Annotated in this window: 19 protein-coding genes and 2 tRNA genes; 14 read left to right on the forward strand and 7 right to left on the reverse strand. The window is 58.0% G+C overall.

All coding sequences use genetic code 11. The features are described 5' to 3' along the window. Together HU218_RS08435 and ppnP are read left to right on the forward strand one after the other, a co-directional pair. On the forward strand, window positions 1-152 hold a 152-nt coding region (locus HU218_RS08435), incomplete at its 5' end, for an IS3 family transposase (protein WP_174874498.1). A 223-nt stretch (window positions 153-375) separates the two neighbouring features. Further along, window positions 376-687, forward strand: coding sequence for a pyrimidine/purine nucleoside phosphorylase (gene ppnP, locus HU218_RS08440; protein ID WP_174874499.1), 312 nt, complete (start codon window positions 376-378; stop codon window positions 685-687). A 48-nt stretch (window positions 688-735) separates the two neighbouring features. Here the strand turns inward: ppnP and HU218_RS08445 are convergent, their stop codons facing one another. Beyond that, window positions 736-1,719, reverse strand: coding sequence for a potassium channel family protein (locus tag HU218_RS08445; RefSeq protein WP_174874500.1), 984 nt, complete (start codon window positions 1,717-1,719; stop codon window positions 736-738). 113 nt (window positions 1,720-1,832) lie between these two features. Continuing rightward, window positions 1,833-2,147 carry a DUF2249 domain-containing protein gene (locus tag HU218_RS08450; protein WP_174874501.1) on the reverse strand — a complete coding sequence of 105 codons (315 nt, stop codon included), beginning with the start codon at window positions 2,145-2,147 and terminating at the stop codon, window positions 1,833-1,835. Window positions 2,148-2,369: 222 nt separating this feature from the next. Between HU218_RS08450 and HU218_RS08455 the strand changes: the two genes are divergently transcribed. From HU218_RS08455 to HU218_RS08480, 6 genes are all read left to right on the forward strand, one after another. Continuing rightward, the gene (locus HU218_RS08455; RefSeq protein ID WP_174874502.1) at window positions 2,370-3,623 is read left to right on the forward strand and encodes an Hsp70 family protein; all 1,254 of its coding nucleotides are present in this window, start codon (window positions 2,370-2,372) and stop codon (window positions 3,621-3,623) included. A 350-nt stretch (window positions 3,624-3,973) separates the two neighbouring features. Next, window positions 3,974-4,543 carry an aminodeoxychorismate/anthranilate synthase component II gene (gene pabA, locus HU218_RS08460; RefSeq protein WP_174874642.1) on the forward strand — a complete coding sequence of 190 codons (570 nt, stop codon included), beginning with the start codon at window positions 3,974-3,976 and terminating at the stop codon, window positions 4,541-4,543. Between the two features lie 22 nt (window positions 4,544-4,565). Next, on the forward strand, window positions 4,566-5,591 hold the full coding sequence (gene trpD / locus HU218_RS08465) for an anthranilate phosphoribosyltransferase (protein WP_174874503.1): 1,026 nt from the start codon (window positions 4,566-4,568) through the stop codon (window positions 5,589-5,591). A gap of 76 nt (window positions 5,592-5,667) precedes the next feature. Further along, on the forward strand, window positions 5,668-7,041 hold the full coding sequence (locus HU218_RS08470; protein WP_174874504.1) for a phosphomannomutase/phosphoglucomutase: 1,374 nt from the start codon (window positions 5,668-5,670) through the stop codon (window positions 7,039-7,041). Between the two features lie 120 nt (window positions 7,042-7,161). After that, a complete protein-coding gene (gene prmB / locus HU218_RS08475) occupies window positions 7,162-8,112 on the forward strand; it encodes a 50S ribosomal protein L3 N(5)-glutamine methyltransferase (protein ID WP_174874505.1) in 951 nt (316 codons plus the stop codon). Window positions 8,113-8,251: 139 nt separating this feature from the next. Next, entirely contained in the window at window positions 8,252-8,656 is a 405-nt protein-coding gene (locus HU218_RS08480) for a cytidine deaminase (RefSeq protein ID WP_174874506.1), read from the forward strand. A gap of 58 nt (window positions 8,657-8,714) precedes the next feature. Here the strand turns inward: HU218_RS08480 and tilS are convergent, their stop codons facing one another. Next, entirely contained in the window at window positions 8,715-10,040 is a 1,326-nt protein-coding gene (tilS, locus tag HU218_RS08485) for a tRNA lysidine(34) synthetase TilS (protein WP_343033025.1), read from the reverse strand. Beyond that, window positions 10,012-10,977: an acetyl-CoA carboxylase carboxyltransferase subunit alpha gene (locus HU218_RS08490; RefSeq protein ID WP_174874508.1), complete on the reverse strand. Its 966-nt coding sequence runs from the start codon at window positions 10,975-10,977 to the stop codon at window positions 10,012-10,014. Before HU218_RS08490 ends, tilS begins: the two co-directional genes overlap by 29 nt. A gap of 228 nt (window positions 10,978-11,205) precedes the next feature. Between HU218_RS08490 and HU218_RS08495 the strand changes: the two genes are divergently transcribed. From HU218_RS08495 to HU218_RS08505, 3 genes are all read left to right on the forward strand, one after another. After that, window positions 11,206-11,281 (forward strand) — tRNA-Val (locus tag HU218_RS08495). A gap of 11 nt (window positions 11,282-11,292) precedes the next feature. Next, a tRNA-Asp gene (locus HU218_RS08500) sits at window positions 11,293-11,369 on the forward strand. Window positions 11,370-11,505: 136 nt separating this feature from the next. Continuing rightward, on the forward strand, window positions 11,506-13,386 hold the full coding sequence (locus HU218_RS08505) for a M3 family metallopeptidase (protein WP_217450762.1): 1,881 nt from the start codon (window positions 11,506-11,508) through the stop codon (window positions 13,384-13,386). A gap of 87 nt (window positions 13,387-13,473) precedes the next feature. Here HU218_RS08505 and HU218_RS08510 read toward each other — a convergent pair whose 3' ends face one another. The 3 genes from HU218_RS08510 to pmbA are packed head-to-tail and all read right to left on the reverse strand — an operon-like array spanning window position 13,474 to window position 16,579. After that, window positions 13,474-13,962 carry a disulfide bond formation protein B gene (locus HU218_RS08510; protein ID WP_174874509.1) on the reverse strand — a complete coding sequence of 163 codons (489 nt, stop codon included), beginning with the start codon at window positions 13,960-13,962 and terminating at the stop codon, window positions 13,474-13,476. A gap of 47 nt (window positions 13,963-14,009) precedes the next feature. Continuing rightward, complete coding sequence (locus HU218_RS08515) at window positions 14,010-15,218, reverse strand: patatin-like phospholipase family protein (RefSeq protein ID WP_246210884.1); 1,209 nt, start codon at window positions 15,216-15,218, stop codon at window positions 14,010-14,012. A gap of 8 nt (window positions 15,219-15,226) precedes the next feature. Continuing rightward, window positions 15,227-16,579, reverse strand: a complete 1,353-nt coding sequence (gene pmbA, locus HU218_RS08520) for a metalloprotease PmbA (protein WP_174874510.1) — start codon at window positions 16,577-16,579, stop codon at window positions 15,227-15,229. Between the two features lie 104 nt (window positions 16,580-16,683). On the opposite strand from pmbA, the gene yjgA reads away from it, so the two are divergent. From yjgA to HU218_RS08535, 3 genes are read left to right on the forward strand one after another with little or no spacing between them, the layout of a single operon-like run. Next, window positions 16,684-17,250 carry a ribosome biogenesis factor YjgA gene (gene yjgA, locus HU218_RS08525; RefSeq protein WP_174874511.1) on the forward strand — a complete coding sequence of 189 codons (567 nt, stop codon included), beginning with the start codon at window positions 16,684-16,686 and terminating at the stop codon, window positions 17,248-17,250. Beyond that, window positions 17,247-17,825, forward strand: a complete 579-nt coding sequence (gene mog / locus HU218_RS08530) for a molybdopterin adenylyltransferase (RefSeq protein WP_174874512.1) — start codon at window positions 17,247-17,249, stop codon at window positions 17,823-17,825. The genes yjgA and mog overlap by 4 nt, the downstream gene beginning before the upstream one ends. Further along, window positions 17,825-18,787: a YheT family hydrolase gene (locus tag HU218_RS08535; RefSeq protein WP_174874513.1), complete on the forward strand. Its 963-nt coding sequence runs from the start codon at window positions 17,825-17,827 to the stop codon at window positions 18,785-18,787. Before mog ends, HU218_RS08535 begins: the two co-directional genes overlap by 1 nt. Window positions 18,788-18,797 lie beyond the last annotated feature (10 nt).

Raw genomic sequence — 18,797 nt, forward strand, 5'->3', positions numbered from 1 at the left:
GAAAAACCTATCACGACCGGGAGGAAGCCCGACGAGACATCTTCGATTACATCGAGATGTTCTACAACCCGAAGCGCCGTCATGGTTCCGCAAACGGGCTATCGCCGGTAGAGTTTGAGAAGCAATATTTCCAACGGCTCAAGAGTGTCTAGAGAAGCCGGGGCGATTCATAGTGCGCTTGTCCAAGTGCCGCACAGGGGTATCAACGAGCTGGGCGCATGCTACAGCCGGACGTGGGTGACCGGCCGCAATGGCTCATGTCGTTAGTCAGCTGTGATTAATCCTTGTGGGAGGGCGGCATTGACGCTGCAAACGGCACACAGGCATGATGCAGTGCAAGAGCCGTAACGGCCGTGCCCAAGACAAGGAGAAATCATGGACCAGTTTGATAATGTAAGCGTGGTCAAGCGCGCTAATGTTTATTTCGATGGCAAATGTGTCAGCCACACCGTGGTGCTGGCAGATGGAACGCGCAAGTCGGTTGGGGTAATCCTGCCGGCCAAGCTGCTGTTTAGTACCGGTGCGCCGGAAATCATGGAATTGCTGGCTGGCGAGTGCAAGGTGACCCTGGCAGGGGAAGCCGAAGCACGCAGCTACAAAGGCGGTGACTCGTTTACCGTTCCTGGCGAGAGCAGCTTCCAGATTGAAGTGACCGACACGCTGCATTACGTTTGCCACTTTGGCTAAACGCTAACGGGACAAACAAAAGCGGCCGCAATTGCGGCCGCTTTTGTTTTAACTGGTTGCAGTTTGCGGGTGCTGCGCAATCACCATTAGCGATTCGTCTTTGTGCAGTACCGTGGCCAGTGGCGGGTTGAACTGTACCTCGCCGCCAGGCAGCTCAACTGCAATTACCATCATGTTGCCGTTTGAAATGGGCAGGCATTCATCAATGCTGCGGCCAACCCATTCGTCACGTACCGGTAGTACTTCCGCCCGGAAGGCGTGAGGGTAGCGGGTGTGCAGCCGTTCGAAGAAGTGCATGGTCTGTGGGTTGGCAACCAGCGATGCCATATTCATGCCGCCGAGGTAGGACGGTATCACCACCTGATTGGCACCAACCGCTTGCAACTTCTTACGGGCGCTTTCCGTTTCGGCCTTTGAGACAATAGTAAGTTGCGGGTTGAGGCTACGGCCGGTCACTACCACAAAGGCGTTGTTGGCATCGGAAGTCAGGCTGGTAATCAGTGCGCGGGCATGTTCGATGCCGGCAGCCATCAGGTTAGCGTCTTCGGTGGCATCGCCAATGATGTAGGGCGTGCCGTATTCAGCCAGTAGTTGGGCCGCACGTGCCTCATTCTGCTCTATGACTACGATGTCATGACCAGCCTGGTGCAGTTCTTCGAGGGCATACAGCCCGCTGCGGCTCAGGCCACAAATCACGACGTGGTTTTTCAGGCGGGAAATCAGCTTGTCCATTTTTCTCTTGCGCAGGTAGGCGGGCAGGTCGCCCTGAAACAGCATCAGTGTCAATGATGACAGGCCATAACCGACGACACCGGTGCCAAAGATAATCAGCAAAATGGTGAAGATGCGGCCAACGGTATCCAGGTCATGGGTTTCACCATAACCGATGGTCGCCAGGGTGATCACGGTCATGTAGAGGCTATCGAACAGTGACCAGCCTTCCAGCAGGTGGTAGCCCAGCGTACCCATAACAACCACGGCCATAATCAGGCCAAGCAGGGAGAATAATTTGAGGGCGAGGGTGCGTCCCATTGGGCATGGTTATCCGGGTTGTGACGCCTGCATTCTAGGTAAAGCCGATGGCAGGGGAAAGTCTCGCGGGGCAATAAAAAGGGCGACCACTTGGGTCACCCTTGTCGGCAGGCTTAGCCGCCGGAGCAGCCGCAGCCTCCACCTCCGCCGCAACCGCCTTGCTGCGGTGCCGGCACGGCTTCCGCCAGATGGATGCTAAAGTCGATAACAACCTGGCTGTTATCGCGTTGCTGATAGTTGTATCGAACTTGTTCGCCGTAACGTTGCTGGATCTGCCCAAGCAACGGCAGCGGGTCATGGTCATTGATGAAACGCATGGTTTCGCCGTGATGCAGTGCTTCCAGCGCGCCAAAAATGGCGGCATGGCGGAAGCGCTTGGCTACGCCGCGGGCATCAAAGGTAAAAACGCTATCGGACAGGGCTTGCATGTGAGTCTCCATCGGGTGATGGCGCAATTCTCCATAGTGCTTGCCGCCGGCTCCTTGAGCGTAGATAAGAAAATCAAGGCAAGGAGAAGTCCGCCAGTGCTTCACGGCTAAGTCGGGGCTTTGCGACAGCCAGCGAAGGTATGGGCCGATCGCCGCGAATAGTGCCGACGAGTCTGGTGCCTTTCGCTATAATCCCGCTCCTTTGCGCCAGGAGCGGGGAACATGACAGTAAAAGCCTGTGGCGTGGATTTTGGTACTTCCAACTCCACGGTAGGCTGGTGGCGGCCGGGGCAGGGGGCGCTGCTGGCGCTGGAAGAAGGAAAAACCACGCTGCCGTCGGTGGTGTTCTTCAATGCCGATGAAGACAGCGTGGCCTTTGGTCGCGCGGCGCTCGCCGAGTACCTGGAAGGTTACGAGGGCCGGCTGATGCGCTCGCTCAAGAGTATTCTCGGCACTGGGTTGATGAACGGCCAGACCGAGGTAGATGGCCGTCCGCTGCGGTTTCTGGACTTGTTGTCATATTTCATTACCTCGTTGAAACAGCGAGCCGAAGCGTCGGCCGGGCGCAGCTTTAGCCAGGCAGTGTTTGGTCGACCAGTTTTCTTTGTCGATGACGATCCTGTCGCAGACAAGTTGGCCGAAGATACTTTGGGCGACATCGCACGCCGTACCGGTTTTTCCGAGGTGGCATTCCAATACGAGCCGATTGCCGCGGCATTCGATTACGAGAGCCGGATATCCCGCGAAGAAATGGTGCTGATTGTCGATATTGGCGGCGGCACCTCGGATTTTTCACTGTTACGGCTGTCCCCGGAGCGCGTCACGCGCATCGAGCGGCTGGATGACATTCTGGCTAACGGTGGCGTGCATATTGGTGGCACCGATTTTGACAAGCAGCTCAGCCTCAAGGCGGTAATGCCGGAACTGGGTTACCGCACGCGCTTGCGTAACAATGCCGAAGTGCCTTCAAGCTATTACTTCAATCTGGCCACCTGGCACACAATCAATTTTGCCTACAGCCGCAAGGTGTGGTCAGAACTGCAAGGCGTTTACGCCGATGCGCTGGAACGTGAAAAACTGGATCGATTGTTTAGTCTGATCAGCAAGCGCGCTGGCCACTGGCTGGCGATTCAAGTTGAGGCCGCCAAGATTGCACTTAGCGACGTTGATCACGCCATGCTGTCGATGTGTGAAATCGAAGACGGCCTCGAGCACCAGGTAAGCCGTCAGGAATTTCATGAATCAATTGAGGTGTTACTTGGCAGCATCGAAAACACCATCAAACGACTGCTGCAGGATGCGCAGCTGAATTCAGCGCAAGTTGATACCATCTTTTTTACTGGTGGTTCCAGTGGCGTACCTTTGCTGCGCCAGCGCGTAGCTGCGATGTTTCCTAATGCGAATGCCGTTGAAGGCGATCGTTATGGCAGTATCGGCAGCGGTTTGGCTTTGGATGCGGCCCGGCGCTTCGGCTGATGGGGATTAAATCATCTTTAGCTGTAAGAAGTTCGGTTGGAGCGCTGAAAAAGCCCCCCAGGGGGTTTGGCTAATACGTCGCATAATGTTTATTATGTAAAATATAGGGCGTGAATTTATCAACCACACCTCTCTTCTAGCTGTCTGTAACTTGGCAGCATGTCGGAACCGGTGAGTTAGCCGGTGCATTCATTTTGACCGTGATGGACTGCAGGCAAAATTCTTGCGTGCTATCCTGTCCGCCTGCAAGGCAGCTATCAAGCTCGGTTCGCAGTAAAACATAAAGTACTGGATCAAATTCAATGTCTGCGGCGCCGAAAGCCGCGAAATATAGGGCCTACAGCACCATCATGCTTCTGATGATCGACAATTACGATTCGTTTACCTACAACCTCGTGCAGTATTTCGGCGAGTTGGGTCAAGACGTGAAAGTGTTCCGTAACGACGAAGTTACCTTGCAAGAGATCGAGGCGCTGGCGCCGCAGTATCTGGTACTTTCCCCTGGTCCGTGTACGCCAAACGAAGCTGGCATCTCGCTGGATGCCATTCGCCACTTTGCCGGCAAACTGCCGATTATGGGCGTCTGCCTTGGTCACCAGAGTATTGGGCAGGCCTTTGGCGGCAAGATCATTCACGCCAAGCAACTGATGCACGGCAAGGTCTCCCCTGTTCATCATCACAATGTAGGCATGTTCCGCGACTTGCCTAACCCGGTAACTTGCACCCGCTACCATTCGCTGGTGATCGAGCGCGAAACTCTGCCGGACTGCCTGGAAATTACGGCCTGGACCGAGGATGGTGAAATCATGGGGGTGCGGCATAAAACCCTCCCTATCGAGGGCGTGCAGTTCCACCCCGAATCGATCCTCACCGAGCATGGCCATCAGATGCTGCAGAATTTCCTGAAAGAATTTGCCTGACCCCATAACGGAGAAAAACAACATGATCACCCCGCAGGCCGCCCTCAATCGCCTGATTGACCAGAACGAACTGTTCCATGACGAAATGCTGGACCTGATGCGACAAATCATGCGCGGTGAAGTCCCGCCTACGGTTATCGCTGCCATTCTGGTGGGCTTGCGTGTGAAGACCGAAAGCGTGTCGGAAATCGCAGCCTCGGCCCAGGTGATGCGTGAATTTGCGACCCTGGTACCGGTACGAGATGCCAGCAATCTGGTCGATACCTGCGGTACCGGTGGCGACAAGAGTCATACCTTCAATATTTCGACTACTTCAGCCTTTGTCACGGCCGCTGCCGGTGCCCGTGTTGCAAAGCATGGCGGTCGCTCGGTGTCTTCCAGCTCCGGTAGTGCCGATGTGCTTGAGGCGCTGGGGGTCAATCTGAACCTGTCGGCTGAGCAGGTTGGCCGCTGTATTGACGAAATTGGTGTCGGTTTCATGTTTGCGCCGAACCACCATTCGGCAATGAAATACGTGGCACCGGTGCGTCGCGAGCTGGGGGTGCGCACCATTTTCAATATCCTGGGGCCGCTGACTAATCCGGCGGGGGCGCCGAACCAGGTGATGGGCGTATTCCACCCCGATTTGGTGGGTATTCAGGCCCGCGTGCTGCGCGAACTTGGCAGCAAGCGCGTGATGATCGTGCATGGCACCGATGGTCTGGATGAAATCACCCTTTCTGGCGACACCCTGGTTGCCGAGCTGAAAGATGGCCAGATTACCGAGTATCGGCTGGATCCGGCGCAATTCGGACTGGCCTACGCCCCGCTGCCCGCTCTGCGTGCTGACAGCGCCGAGCAGTCAAAAGCCATATTGCAAGCGGTATTGGCGGGTGAATCTGGTCCGGCGCGCGATATTGTGCTGCTGAATGCCGCCGCCGCCATCTACACTTCCGGTGTGGCGGCAAGCCTGCAAGAAGGCGTGGCAATGGCGCGTTCGGCGATTGATAGCGGCAAGGCCAAGCAAAAGCTGGCTGAACTGGTGGCATTGTCCCGTTCTTTTGCCTGAGGCGCCCTGCTCTACGCCGCCGGTGTCTGCCGGCGGTATTCTTTTTTTGAAATGTACTGCAATGGATTTTCCCGTCATGACTATCGCTGCTTCTATTTTCAAGGCGTACGACATCCGCGGTGTGGTGGGTGAAACGCTGACTGCCGATGTGGCATTCCAGGTTGGCCGCGCCATCGGCTCCGAGGCGATCGAGCGTAATGTTGGTGCTATCTGTATCGGTCGTGATGGCCGTCTGTCCGGTCTGGAGCTGGCGAATGCATTGTCGGATGGTATTCGCGCTGCCGGCGTGGATGTGATCGACGTTGGTCGTGTCGCCACGCCTATGCTGTATTTTGCCGCCTACCAGCTGGAAACTTTCTCCGGGGTGATGGTGACTGGCAGCCACAACCCGCCGGACTACAACGGTTTCAAAATGATGCTGGGTGGTGACACCCTGGCGGGCGACTGGATCCAGAAACTGTATCAACGCATCGTCAATAAAGATTTTGCCAGTGGTCACGGTGGCTACCGCACCCACGACATCGTCGACGAGTACCTGGCTCGCATCCAGGGTGACATCAAGCTGGCCCGACCGATGAAAATCGTGGTGGATTGTGGCAATGGCGTGCCGGGCGATTTTGCTCCCGAGCTGTTCCGTGGCTTGGGTTGCGAAGTACAGAAACTGTTCTGCGAGGTGGATGGCACCTTCCCTAACCATCATCCTGATCCGGCCAAGCCGGAAAACCTGCAGGATGTCATCCAGGCATTGCGCGATAGCGATGCCGAGATTGGGCTGGCCTTCGATGGCGATGGCGATCGTCTGGGGGTCGTGACCAAGGATGGCTGCATCATCTGGCCGGATCGCCAGCTGATCCTGTTTGCGCAGGACGTGCTCAGCCGTCAACCCGGCTGCAAGATTATCTATGACGTGAAGTGCACTCGCCTGCTGGCGCCGGCGGTACGTGCTGCTGGTGGTGAGCCGCTGATCAACCGCACGGGTCACAGCTTCATGAAAGCCGCGCTCAAGGAGCATCCGGATGCCGGCCTCGCTGGCGAGATGTCCGGTCACGTGTTCTTCAAGGAGCGCTGGTACGGCTTCGATGATGGTCTGTATGCCGGTGCCCGCCTGCTGGAAATTCTGTCGAAAGTCGCCGACCCATCCGCGGTGCTGAATGCCCTGCCTAACGCACTGTCGACCCCGGAACTGAACCTGAAAACGGCCGAGGGCGAAAATCACGCGCTGATCGCCCGCCTACAGCATAGTGCCCAGTTCGAAGGTGCCGAGAACATCATCAGCATCGACGGTCTGCGGGTGGAGTACGCCGACGGTTTCGGCCTGATGCGTGCCTCCAATACCACGCCGGTAATCGTGCTGCGTTTCGAGGCCGACAATGCGGCTGCACTGCAGCGCATCCAGAACGATTTCCGCCGCGTGTTGGCCAATGAAACCAGCGCAATGCTGCCGTTCTGAGCGATAATCGCGCCCATTCGACGCGACAGGCTGCCAGAGCAGCACAAGGTTGGCCGCGGCCAACCTTTTTCGTTTTAGTGACCCGCAGCAGCGGGTTGCCCTGATTTTGAAAGGATGACCATGTACGCACAAGCCGCCAGTAGCTTCCAGACCGTACGCGACCTGCTGCGCTTTGCCGTATCGCGATTTAACGATGCCGGCCTCACCTACGGGCACGGTACCGACAATGCCTATGACGAGGCGGCCTATCTGCTGCTGTCGGCATTGAAGCTGCCCATTGATCGTCTGGAGCCGTTTCTGGACGCCAAGCTGCTGGAAACCGAGGTGAAAGACGTGGTCGACCTGATCGAGCGCCGCGCCGAGGAGCGGGTGCCGGTGGCGTACCTGACGCACGAAGCCTGGCAGGGCGAGTTCAACTTTTATGTTGATGAGCGCGTGATCGTGCCGCGCTCCTTTATTTATGAACTTCTGGGCGAGCCGTTGGCGCCGTGGATTGAGCATCCGGAACTGGTCAACCGGGCGCTGGATCTCTGCACCGGCTCCGGTTGTCTGGCGATCCAGCTGGCGCACCACTACCCGGATGCCGAGATCGACGCTGTCGATATCTCGCTGGATGCCCTGGAAGTGGCCAGCATCAATGTGCAGAACTATGGGCTGGAAGAACGCATCCAGCTGATCCATAGCGATCTGGTGGAAGGGCTGGAAGAGTCGTACGATCTGATTATCTCCAACCCGCCGTACGTGGATGCCGAGTCGGTGGATGCGCTGCCGGCCGAATACCTGCACGAACCGGAATTGGCGCTGGGGTCTGGCGAGGATGGCCTCGATGCCACCCACGTGATCCTGCAAAATGCTGCCCGTTTGCTTAATCCGCAGGGTGTGCTGCTGGTGGAAATCGGCCACAACCGCGATGTACTGGAGGCTGCCTACCCTAGCCTGCCATTCACCTGGATGGAAACCGAAAGCGGCGATGGTTTTGTGTTTTTGCTGACTCGCGAGGAGCTGGTAGAGGCGGGGCTGGGCGATCCGCTGAACGATGATGACTTTGCGGGTGTAACTGGCGAGGACTGAATTCTCGTTGGCACCAAACAAGCCGGGTTATGCCCGGCTTTGTTGTCTTTGCGGTGTCTGTGCTACAGAACTAAAAGCGCGAATTGACAAGCCAGAGTTGCAAGAGGATGATCGCGCGCCCTATTGATGGAGAATCGCCATGGGTCACAGCATTCCCTGGGAAGAACTGGAAAAACAGGCGCGTGCCGCAGCCAGGCAGGCTTACGTCCCCTATAGCCGTTTTGCGGTGGGGGCGGCGTTGCTGACCAGTGATGGTCGCATCGTGCGCGGTTGTAACGTGGAAAACGCGTCTTACGGGCTGACCAACTGTGCCGAGCGCACCGCTATCTTTACTGCCCGGGCCGAGGGTATGCGCGAGGTGGTCGCCATCTGTATCTACACGCCCACCAGCGCACCAACCCCGCCCTGTGGCGCATGCCGCCAGGTGCTTAACGAGTTCGGGCCGACTATGGTGGTGCGGACCATCTGTGATGGTGGCGAGCAGGTCAATACCACGCTTGATGCGTTATTGCCGGGCGCGTTTGGGCCAAAAAATCTGGGCTGATCGGCTTGTTGCTACATAACCCACCGTGTTCCGATGTCGGAGCACGGCGGATTGCTTTCTAGAGATGGCGATGTATCGCAGTCGGTTGCCACCGTGGCCACCAGCCATCCTCTTCCAGTCCACCTTCTGCAAGCGCAATGCCAGGCACCCCCAGCAGCTTGCCCTCTGTGCTGCGCAGTAGTGGCCAGTCGTCGCGCAACAGTGCTGGTACCGCCTGTTCCTGGAACAGCTTTTTGATCTGCTTACGGCCAACCCTTGTTGGCAGCATCTCGCCCCCTTGGCGGGTAGTCAGTACCAGCTCCCTTCCCTGCCAGTTGCCGGGCAAGCCGCGCCCACGTTGCCAGCTTAGTTCTCCACATGCGCCGTGCCAATTCTCGCCGACCCGGCAACGCTGTGGCCATGCGGTCGGTTCTGGATTGGTTCTGAGTAAGCCCAGTGTGTCGCGATAGCGATATAGCTCAAAACCGGGTAGCGCCAACCTGGCGGACTCGCCGGCTGCCAATGTCGACAGTAAGGTGTTGAGTGCATCCGGAGATGGCGGCGGGCAATGCAGCTGTGTCAGCCAGGCTAGCAACAGATTGCGCTGTCGTGGCGGGCTAAGGGACAGCAAGGCCGAAACTTGTATGTCATCAGGTGTGGCGCATTGTTGCAGGTCTAGCGCCGCCATGTCGTCGAGAATGGCGGCCGCATCGGCCATGCGCTGTGCGCTGCGCAGTAGCTGGGTGTCCAGTTGTGGCAATCGCTGCCGCAATGCCGGCAGAGTTTCCAGTCGCAAGTGGTTGCGCAGGTAGTTGGCCGTATCGCTATTGGAGTCGTCCTCAACCCATTGCAGCCTGTGCATTGTTGCGTATTGCTGCAAGGTGCTGCGGTCAACCTGTAGCAGTGGGCGCCACAGGGTTTTGCCTCGCCACTGTCGACACGCTGGCATGGCTGCCAGTGCCCGTGGGCCGCCTCCGCGTAGCAATTGCAGCAATACAGTTTCGCTTTGGTCATCAGCATGCTGCGCCAGGGCAATCGCTGCTGCCGGTGATGCGGCAAAAGCCCGATAGCGGGCGTCGCGCGCCACTGCCTCAAGACTTTCGCCACCGGACTTCTGTAATGACGCATGCACGATGCGCAGTGGCACCTTGTATTGAGCGCAAAGTTGGCCGCAAAACGCCTCCCAGTCGTCAGCGTGCTGGCTGATGCCGTGATGTACGTGAAGCGCACTGAGGGTTGGGCCATTGGCCTCATCGCGCCAACGGCAAAGCAGGTGCAGTAGTACACAGGAGTCCAGTCCACCGGAGAGTGCCACTTCCAAATGACAAAGGCCGGACAAACTGTCCGGCCAGTGGGCAATCAGCTGTGGTAGCAGATCAGGCTGCATCTTCCTTGAAGCGGCCATAGCTCATCAGGCGATCAAAGCGGGTTTTCAACAGCTCGGTGACGTCGCGGCTGGATGCTTCTTTCAGCTGCTCCTGCAGTACGCGTTTCAGCGCCGCCATCATGGCCGGATGGTCGCGATGAGCGCCACCGAGAGGCTCGTTGACTACGCGGTCGATCAGGCCGAGTGACTTCAGGCGCGGAGCGGTGATGCCAAGCGCCTCTGCGGCATCGGCCGCGCGCTCTGCGGTCTTCCACAGAATGGAGGCGCAACCTTCTGGCGAGATTACCGAGTAGGTCGAGTACTGCAGCATGTTGACGTAGTCGCCGACGGCAATTGCCAGTGCGCCGCCGGAGCCGCCTTCGCCAATAACGGTCACGATCACCGGCACTTTCAGGCGTGCCATTTCATACAGATTGCGGCCGATGGCTTCAGACTGGCCGCGTTCTTCTGCACCAATGCCCGGGTAGGCGCCCGGGGTGTCAACAAAAGTAATGATCGGCAGGCCGAATTTTTCGGCGGTGCGCATCAGGCGCAGGGCTTTGCGATAGCCTTCCGGACGCGGCATGCCGAAATTGCGGTAAATTTTTTCTTTGGTGTCACGGCCCTTCTGATGGCCGATAACCATTACCGGTTGGCCGTTGAAACGGGCCAGGCCGCCAACAATTGCCGGATCATCGGCATAGGCGCGATCGCCATGCAGTTCCTGGAAGTCGGTGAACAGACTGCCAACATAATCCAGGGTGTAGGGGCGTTGCGGGTGGCGTGCCACAATGGCAATTTGCGAAGGCGTCAGTTTGCTATATAGGGTCTTGGTCAGTTCCTGACTCTTTTTCTGCAAACGCGCAATCTCTTCCGAGATATCGAGGACGGAATCGTCTTGGACGAAACGCAGTTCCTCTATCTTGTTCTCGAGCTCTGCAATCGGCTGCTCAAAATCAAGAAAGGTCGGCTTCATGCTTAGGTTCCGATTAGGGACAATCGAGCAATGATACATGAGCAGTTTGCTTCACGCATCACCCTGTCAGACAAAATGCCGTAGGCATCTTAAATAGCAAAAACAGGTGCTTGAAAATTTGCATGCAAAAATTTGCGAATAGCCCTTGCAGCCCCGCCGTTGCTGTGTTTTAATTCGCCTCCTCGCTGAACGACGCAGCAAAAACAGCTGCTTCAGCAACGAATTTTCGGGCGTTTAGCTCAGTTGGTAGAGCGTCTGCCTTACAAGCAGAATGTCGGCGGTTCGACTCCGTCAACGCCCACCAAGCTTTAGGTTGGAGCGGTAGTTCAGTTGGTTAGAATACCGGCCTGTCACGCCGGGGGTCGCGGGTTCGAGTCCCGTCCGCTCCGCCAACATCATGCAAGCCTTTCCTCATGGAAAGGCTTTTTGCTTTTCACCTGCCCTTTCGGGCAAATCTCCAGCCGACAACAGAACAAGTCATGTCTTTGGCGTAAGCTAGCAATCTAGCCACTCGCCGCAGAAAACATCATGACCACACCGCAAGCATTCTTTGATCAGCTGAACCAGGAATACCTGCAGATTCACAAGGCCAAGGAAGACCTGTTCTGGGCCACTTATATGGCCACCAGCGATGATCACGCCGGTTTTGCCTGCGCCGAACAGGCATTCAAGGATTTCATCTCAAGCCCACAAAAGCTGGCGCAGACCCGCGAACAGTTGGCCGCCGTTCGTGCGCAGCCCGCCAGCAGCGAGCGAGACGCGCTGATGCATGGTTTGGAGGGATGGCTGGCACTGTTTGAGGCCAACATCATCGACAACGATGCTGCTCGCCAGTTAATGGCAGAGCTGATCGACGCCGAGGCGGCGCTGTTCGCCCGTAAGCGCGAGCTGGTTTTACGTCATCGCAACGAACAGGGCGAGGAAGAGGAAGCCACCTTGGGCATGTTGGCGACCAATATCAGTCTGAACAGTTGTGCCGAGTGGCGCAAAAGCTCTTACGACGCTTTCCGCCAGCTTGAGCAGTGGGTGCTGGACAATGGATTTATCGAAATCGTTCGTCTTCGTAACCGGCTGGCCCGCGCATTGGGATTCGCCAATTACTTCGACTACAAGGTGCGCAAAAACGAGCAGATGAGCTCGGCGCAGCTGTTTGCCATTCTGGATGACTTTGAAGTTGCTACGCGCGACGCCAATCAGCGTGCTTTGGCACAGCTACAGGCACAGCATGGTACCGAGGCCACACTGCCGTGGAGCATCCGCTATCACATGAGCGGCGACGTGGTGCGCCAGATGGATCCGTACCTGCCCTTCTCGCAGGCGCTGCGGCGCTGGGTGCAAAGCTTCCGTCGTCTGGGTATCACTTATCGTGGCGCCACGCTGCAGCTGGACTTGCTGGAGCGCAAGGGCAAATATCAGAACGGCTTTTGCCACGGCCCGGTACCCACCTTCTACGACCGCGATGGCAACTGGGTAGCCGGCCAGATCAATTTTACCGCCGAGGCCAAACCGGACCAGGTGGGTAGCGGCCATCGCGCCATCAACACCCTGTTCCATGAGGGTGGCCACGCCGCGCATTTTGCCAACGTCACCCTGAATTCGCCCTGCTTCTCGCAGGAATTCGCCCCCACATCGATGGCATACGCCGAAACGCAGTCGATGTTCTGCGATAGCCTGCTGGACGATGCCGACTGGTTGAAACGCTACGCCGTCAACGCCAGCGGCGAACCCATGCCGGATGAGCTAATCCGAGCCCGCATCGAGAGCAGCCAGCCTTTCCGCGCCTTTAATGAACGGATGCTGGCCGTGGTTGGTTACTTTGAACGCGCCCTGTATCAGTTGGGTGACAACGAACTGACCGCGGCCAACATACTGGCGCTGGCGCGCAGCACCGAGCAGCAGATTTTGGGCGTGGATAGCCCGCGCCCGCTGCTGGCCATTCCGCATCTGCTGAACCAGGAGTCTGCCGCCGCCTATCATGGCTACCTGCTGGCCAATATGGCGGTCCACCAGACTCGTGCTTATTTCCTGCAGCGTTTTGGCTACCTGACGGATAACCCGGCCATCGGGCCACTGCTAGCACAGCACTACTGGGCGCCCGGCAACAGCATCAGCCACGATGCCACGCTGCGCAATCTGACCGGCGAAGGTTTCAGTGCGCGTCATCTGGCAGGGGCCTGTAACCAGAGCAGTGAACAAGCGTGGCAGCAGGCGCAAGACAGCATGGCCGCCGCGGAAACGCGCCGTTACCCGCAGGACTATCCTGCCACGTTGGCTGCCGTGATTCGTGTGGTGGATGGCGTTGAGCTACTGGCAGACAATGCGCTGTCCGATGAAGACATGTGCCGGCAGTTCGAAGCGGCAATCGCCAAGCGCTACCCGGCAACGGTCCAACAGAATGCGGCCAACTGAATCGTTACGCAATAAAAACACCCCGCATTTTGCGGGGTGTTTTTATTGGCTGCCTGCGTAGCAGCCTGGCTACTGGTGAGCAGCGGTTTACACCTTGCGCCAGCCGTTCCACAGTGCAGCAGCAATCAGCGCCACGAACAGCAGCCCGGTCCACAGCGGCATCGACTGGCCCAGAAACACCCAATTGATTTCCGCGCATTCGCCGCTGCCCTTGAACACGGTGGCCAGTACTTGCGATAGCGGTAGCGTTTGCAGCATGAAGTCCAGCCCCGGACCGCATGCTGGCACCTGATCCTTGGGGAGGTGCTGCAGGTAGACATGCCAGGCCGATACCATGCCGCCAGCCAATGCGGCTAATGCAACCAGTAGTGCGGCCAACTTTGCTGCCAGGCGGCGCGGATTGACGATGGCAAAAATGGCGGCGAGAACACCCGTGGCAATAATGCCTACGCGCTGGAAAATACAAAGCGGGCATGGCTCCAGCCCCAATACATGCTGTGCATACAGTGCATACCCCATTGCACCGGCACATACGATAGCAATGGCGGCAAAGACCTGCCGTTGACTCAGATTCATGCTTCTCCCTTACGTTACAAATGATGGCTGCCAGGCAAGGCAGACCTTCAGTATTTCAGAAAATTCAAAATTTCTACTTCGCGAGTCATCGCGTCGCGATAACCCAGCTCGATAAGTTCTTTGCAGTACGCCGGTTCAAACAGCAGGTAACTGGCAAGGACCGAGCCGCGTCGGCGCATCGCCCCTGCTCCGCGCATCAGGAAGCGCATGGCCGGCGGAAAGGTATGCACGTATTTATGGGCAATCGACTCCAGTGACATGCTGGGCGAAATATTGAATACCTCTACCCGCTTTAGCTGCGTTCGGCCACTACTGCGCACGTGCTCGTCAATCAGGGAAACCGTATGGTTGACCCGTGTCAGCCGCTCCATGTCGGCTTCCATGCTGTCAAAAAACACGCTGTTAAGCAGGTGACCGAAAATGGTGGCCAAGGTTGGTTGATCGGCTTGTGCGCGGCGCTCGGCGCGTTGCCGGTGTGCCGAATGCAGTCCGATGACAAATAGTCGCTCCGCACCAAGGTGCAATGCTGGCGATAGCGGTGCCATCTGCCGGATCGCGCCATCGCAATAGAAGCGGCCATCAATCGTGGCGGCGGGGAAAATCAGCGGAATGGCGGAGGTGGCCATCAGGTGGTCAACGCCGATGCTTTCCCTCACACCGTGTCGCTGATGGCGACTCCACTCGTCAATATCCGCGGCACCTTCGAAAAAGCTGACGGACTGCCCGGTGCTATAGCAGGATGCCGTTAATGACAGCGCACGCAAGTCGCCACGCTCGATAGAATGGGAAATGCCGGCAAACTGCACCGAACCGGCCAGAAGCTCGCGCAGCGGTGCGTTATCCAGAAAGCTGGAGGGGTTGTGAACCAACTTGCCGCCGGTAAACACCGAGCCGCCCCACTGCAGAAAGGCGCGGGCAAAAAACGGCCAGTCTGCACGGTAGACATCGGTGACGTGCAGCCCTTTCCACATTTTGGCCAGAAAAGCAGTTGCGCGCCGGAAGTGCGTGGCGCCTGCGGCCAACCCTACTGCGTTTATCGCGCCGGCCGAAGTGCCGCTAATGATGGGAAACGGATTGCCTTCATTACGTGGCAGCATGTGCGCCACGGCCATCAGGACGCCCACCTGGTAGGCGGCTCGTGCGCCACCACCGGCCAGTACCAGGCCCACCGCAGGTTTTGTCATGATCCGCTCCCCTTTTTTTCTCATTATGGGACAGCATCGCAAATCTACATGGCCGGCTTGTTTGCCGGTCATGTAGGTACTCAAGCCTCGCCGGCGACCATCATTTTTTCGAGCAAGACCGAGCCCATGTGACGACTGCCGCGGCGGTCGATGTCGTCACCGATGGCGTCGATATGCAGCAGCATGTCACGCAGATTGCCGGCGATGGTGAATTCTTCCACCGGATAGGCGATCACCCCGTTTTCTACCCAGAAGCCACTGGCGCCGCGCGAATAGTCGCCGGTCACCATGTTGACGCCATGCCCCATCAGCTCGGTTATCAGCAGCCCGGTTCCCATGCGCTGCAAGAGTGCAGTCAAACCACCGTTCAGGGTTGGTCGCACCAGCAGATTATGGGCGCCGCCAGCATGACCAGTGCTTTGCATGCCGAGTTTGCGTGCCGAGTAGCTGCCCAGGAAATAACCTTGCAGCACACCGTTGCTGACCAGCTCGCGCTGCCGGGTGGCTACGCCCTCTTCGTCGTAACAGCCACTGGCCAGGCCGCGCAGCACAAACGGATCCTCGCTGATGTTCAGCAGTGGCGCAGCAATCTGGGTGCCCAGCGAATCCATCAGGAAACTCGATTTGCGGTACAGGCTACCGCCGCTGACCGCCTGCACCAGACTGGACAGCAGGCCGCCAGCCACTGGCGCCTCGAACAATACCGGGTACTGCCCGGTTTTTACCCGGCGGCCATCCAGGCGTCGTACGGTCCGTTCGCCGGCAATGCGGCCAACCTCGGCAGCGGCAAGCAGGTCGTCAGGATGACGAGCGCTGCTGTACCAGTAGTCACGCTGCATACTGTCACCGCCGGTTGCCACTACCGCCGCCGACAGGCTGTGGCGCGAGGTGGACTGGCTACCGACAAAGCCATTGCTGTTAGCGTAGCAGTGCCGGCTCACATGGCTGGAAATGCTGCCACCTTCGGAATTGCTGATGCGGCTGTCTACGGTACGGGCGGCAGCTTCGCATTCGCGGGCGATATCGATGGCCTGCTCTACTGGCAGTGTCCATGGGTGGTACAGATCCAGGTCGCGTGCAGCGGCCGGATTGAACAGCAACGCGGGGTCAGCCAGGCCGGCGCAATCGTCCTCGGCGGTGTAGCGGGCAATATTCAAGGCGGCGGCCACGGTGTCGGCCAGTGCCTTGTCCGAGAAATCGGAGGTGCTGGCATGCCCTTTTCGCTGCCCCAGATAAACCGTCAGGGAAATGCCCTTGTCACGGTTGTACTCGATTGTTTCGACTTCGGCCATGCGCACCGAGACGTTCAGGCCGCAGCTTTCCGATACGTCGGCCTCGGCGGCGGTGGCGCCATTGCTGCGAGCCAGATCGAGCATGCGGCCAACAATGTTTTCCAGGTCCGATTCGCTATAAGAAAAAATCTGTTCAGACATATCTGTTTTCCGCGTTTATAGGCACATTGCACGCCTTGCTCGGGCGGCCGTGCGGGGTGATTTCCGGTATCATACCAGCTTGACACTTTAAGCAAGCTTTACCAATGGCTACTGATTACCTGAACGAAGACGAAAACGGCTTGCCTCCCAGTCGCTCCCAGCTTAAACGCGATAGTGAAGCGCTGCAGGACCTGGGACGTGAGCTGACCGATCTGCCCGCTGCCAAGCTCAAGAAAATGGAGCTTGATGAGCAACTACTGGTGGCAGTGCTGGACTACCAGCGCTTTACCGCCAACGGTGCCAAGCGTCGCCAATTGCAATACATCGGCAAGCTGATGCGTGGCATTGACCCGGCGCCGATCGAAGAAAAACTCGCAGCGCTGCGTGGCGATGCCAGTGCGCATACCAACTGGCTGCATCTGCTGGAACGCTGGCGCGAGCGCATGCTGGAAGACGACAAGCACGTGCAGCAGTTTATTTCCGAGTTTCCGGAGGTGGATGTGCAGCAATTGCGCACCACGGTACGCAATGCCCGCAAGGAACGTAGCGAGGAAAAGGCCCCCAAGGCCGCTCGCCAGTTGTTCCAGATGATCAAAGACCTGATTCCGCAGCAAGGCAAACAGAAGAACGCTCCGGAAGATGAATTCGACAGCGGAGAAGAACAGGAATGACGCTGAAAATCGGGCTGGTATCGATTTCTGATCGCGCCAGCCAGGGGGTTTATGAGGACAAGGGCATTCCTGCGCTTGTCGATTGGCTGGCGCTGGCGATTTCATCCCGATTTGAAACCGTTACCCGACTGATTCCGGACGAGCAAGCACTGATCGAGCAAACGCTGAAACAGCTGGTCGATGAAGAAGGTTGCCATCTGGTGCTGACCACCGGCGGCACCGGTCCATCCCCGCGCGACGTGACACCAGAGGCAACGCTGGCGGTTGCCGACCGTGTAATGCCCGGCTTTGGCGAGCAGATGCGTCAGGTCAGCCTCAAATTTGTCCCGACGGCGATTTTGTCTCGGCAAGTGGGTGTTATCCGCAAGCAAAGTCTGATCCTTAACCTGCCCGGGCAACCCAAGGCGATTCGCGAGACGCTGGAAGGCGTCCGCGAAGAAGGTAGTATTGCCGTGCCCGGCATTTTTGCTGCGGTGCCCTACTGTCTGGATCTGATCGGCGGTCCGTACGTCGAAACGCGTGCCGAAGTGGTTAAGGCCTTCCGGCCTAAATCGGCGATCAAACCGCAAAGCTGATGCGTTCCCAACCGCCACGCTGGCTGCATGGCAGCCATGCCGACACCATCTGGCCGGCGCTGTTCATCCGCCAGCCTGTGCCGGCCTACCGGCGTGAAATGTGGTCTACGCCGGATGGCGGTGAAATATTCGTCGATCGGATTGATGGCCGGCCCGGTGCGCCGCTGGTGGTGCTGTTTCACGGACTGGAAGGCAGTAGCCGCAGCCATTACGCGATCGCGCTGATGCGCGAGGTGCAGGCTCGCGGCTGGCATGGTGCTGTACCGCATTTTCGCGGTTGCGGCGGCATGGAAAACCGGCAGCCCCGCGCGTATCACGCTGGCGATTCGGCCGAGGTGGCCTGGATATTGCAACGTATGGCTGCCGAGCAGCCCATGCTATTTGCAGCAGGTGTGTCACTGGGAGGTAACATGCTGTTGCGTTATCTCGGAGAATGGGGAGCATCGGCGTTACCGCTGGCGGCCGCCGCGATCTCGGTGCCGCTGGACTTGGCTGCCGCTAGCAGCAGGCTGGATCGTGGCATTGGTCGCTGGCTATACACCCGCATGTTCCTTGGCACGCTTAAACCAAAGTCATTGCAGCAGTTGCAGTATCACCCGCGGCTGTTCGATGCCAGGTCGGTGCGACGCGCGCGGACTTTTGCCCAGTTTGATGATGTCGTGACGGCGCCCTTGCATGGCTACCGCGATGTGCGAGACTACTGGACGCGCGCCAGCAGCAAACCGGTATTGGGCAGTATCGTGCGGCCAACCTTGCTGATAAATGCGCGGAATGATCCATTTTTGCCCCCCAGTGCACTGCCTGATGCCAGCGAAGTGAGCCCGGCGGTGACACTGGAATTGCCTGAACGAGGCGGCCATGCCGGTTTCGTTACCGGTCCATTCCCAGGTCAGCTGACCTGGATGCCGCAACGGCTATTGGGCTTTTTTGATAAATACATGGCTGCCCCTGGCGGCAACTGAAGGCTTGGTT

Source organism: Vogesella oryzae (assembly GCF_902829295.1).
In the GTDB taxonomy this organism is placed as follows: Bacteria; Pseudomonadota; Gammaproteobacteria; order Burkholderiales; family Chromobacteriaceae; genus Vogesella; species Vogesella oryzae.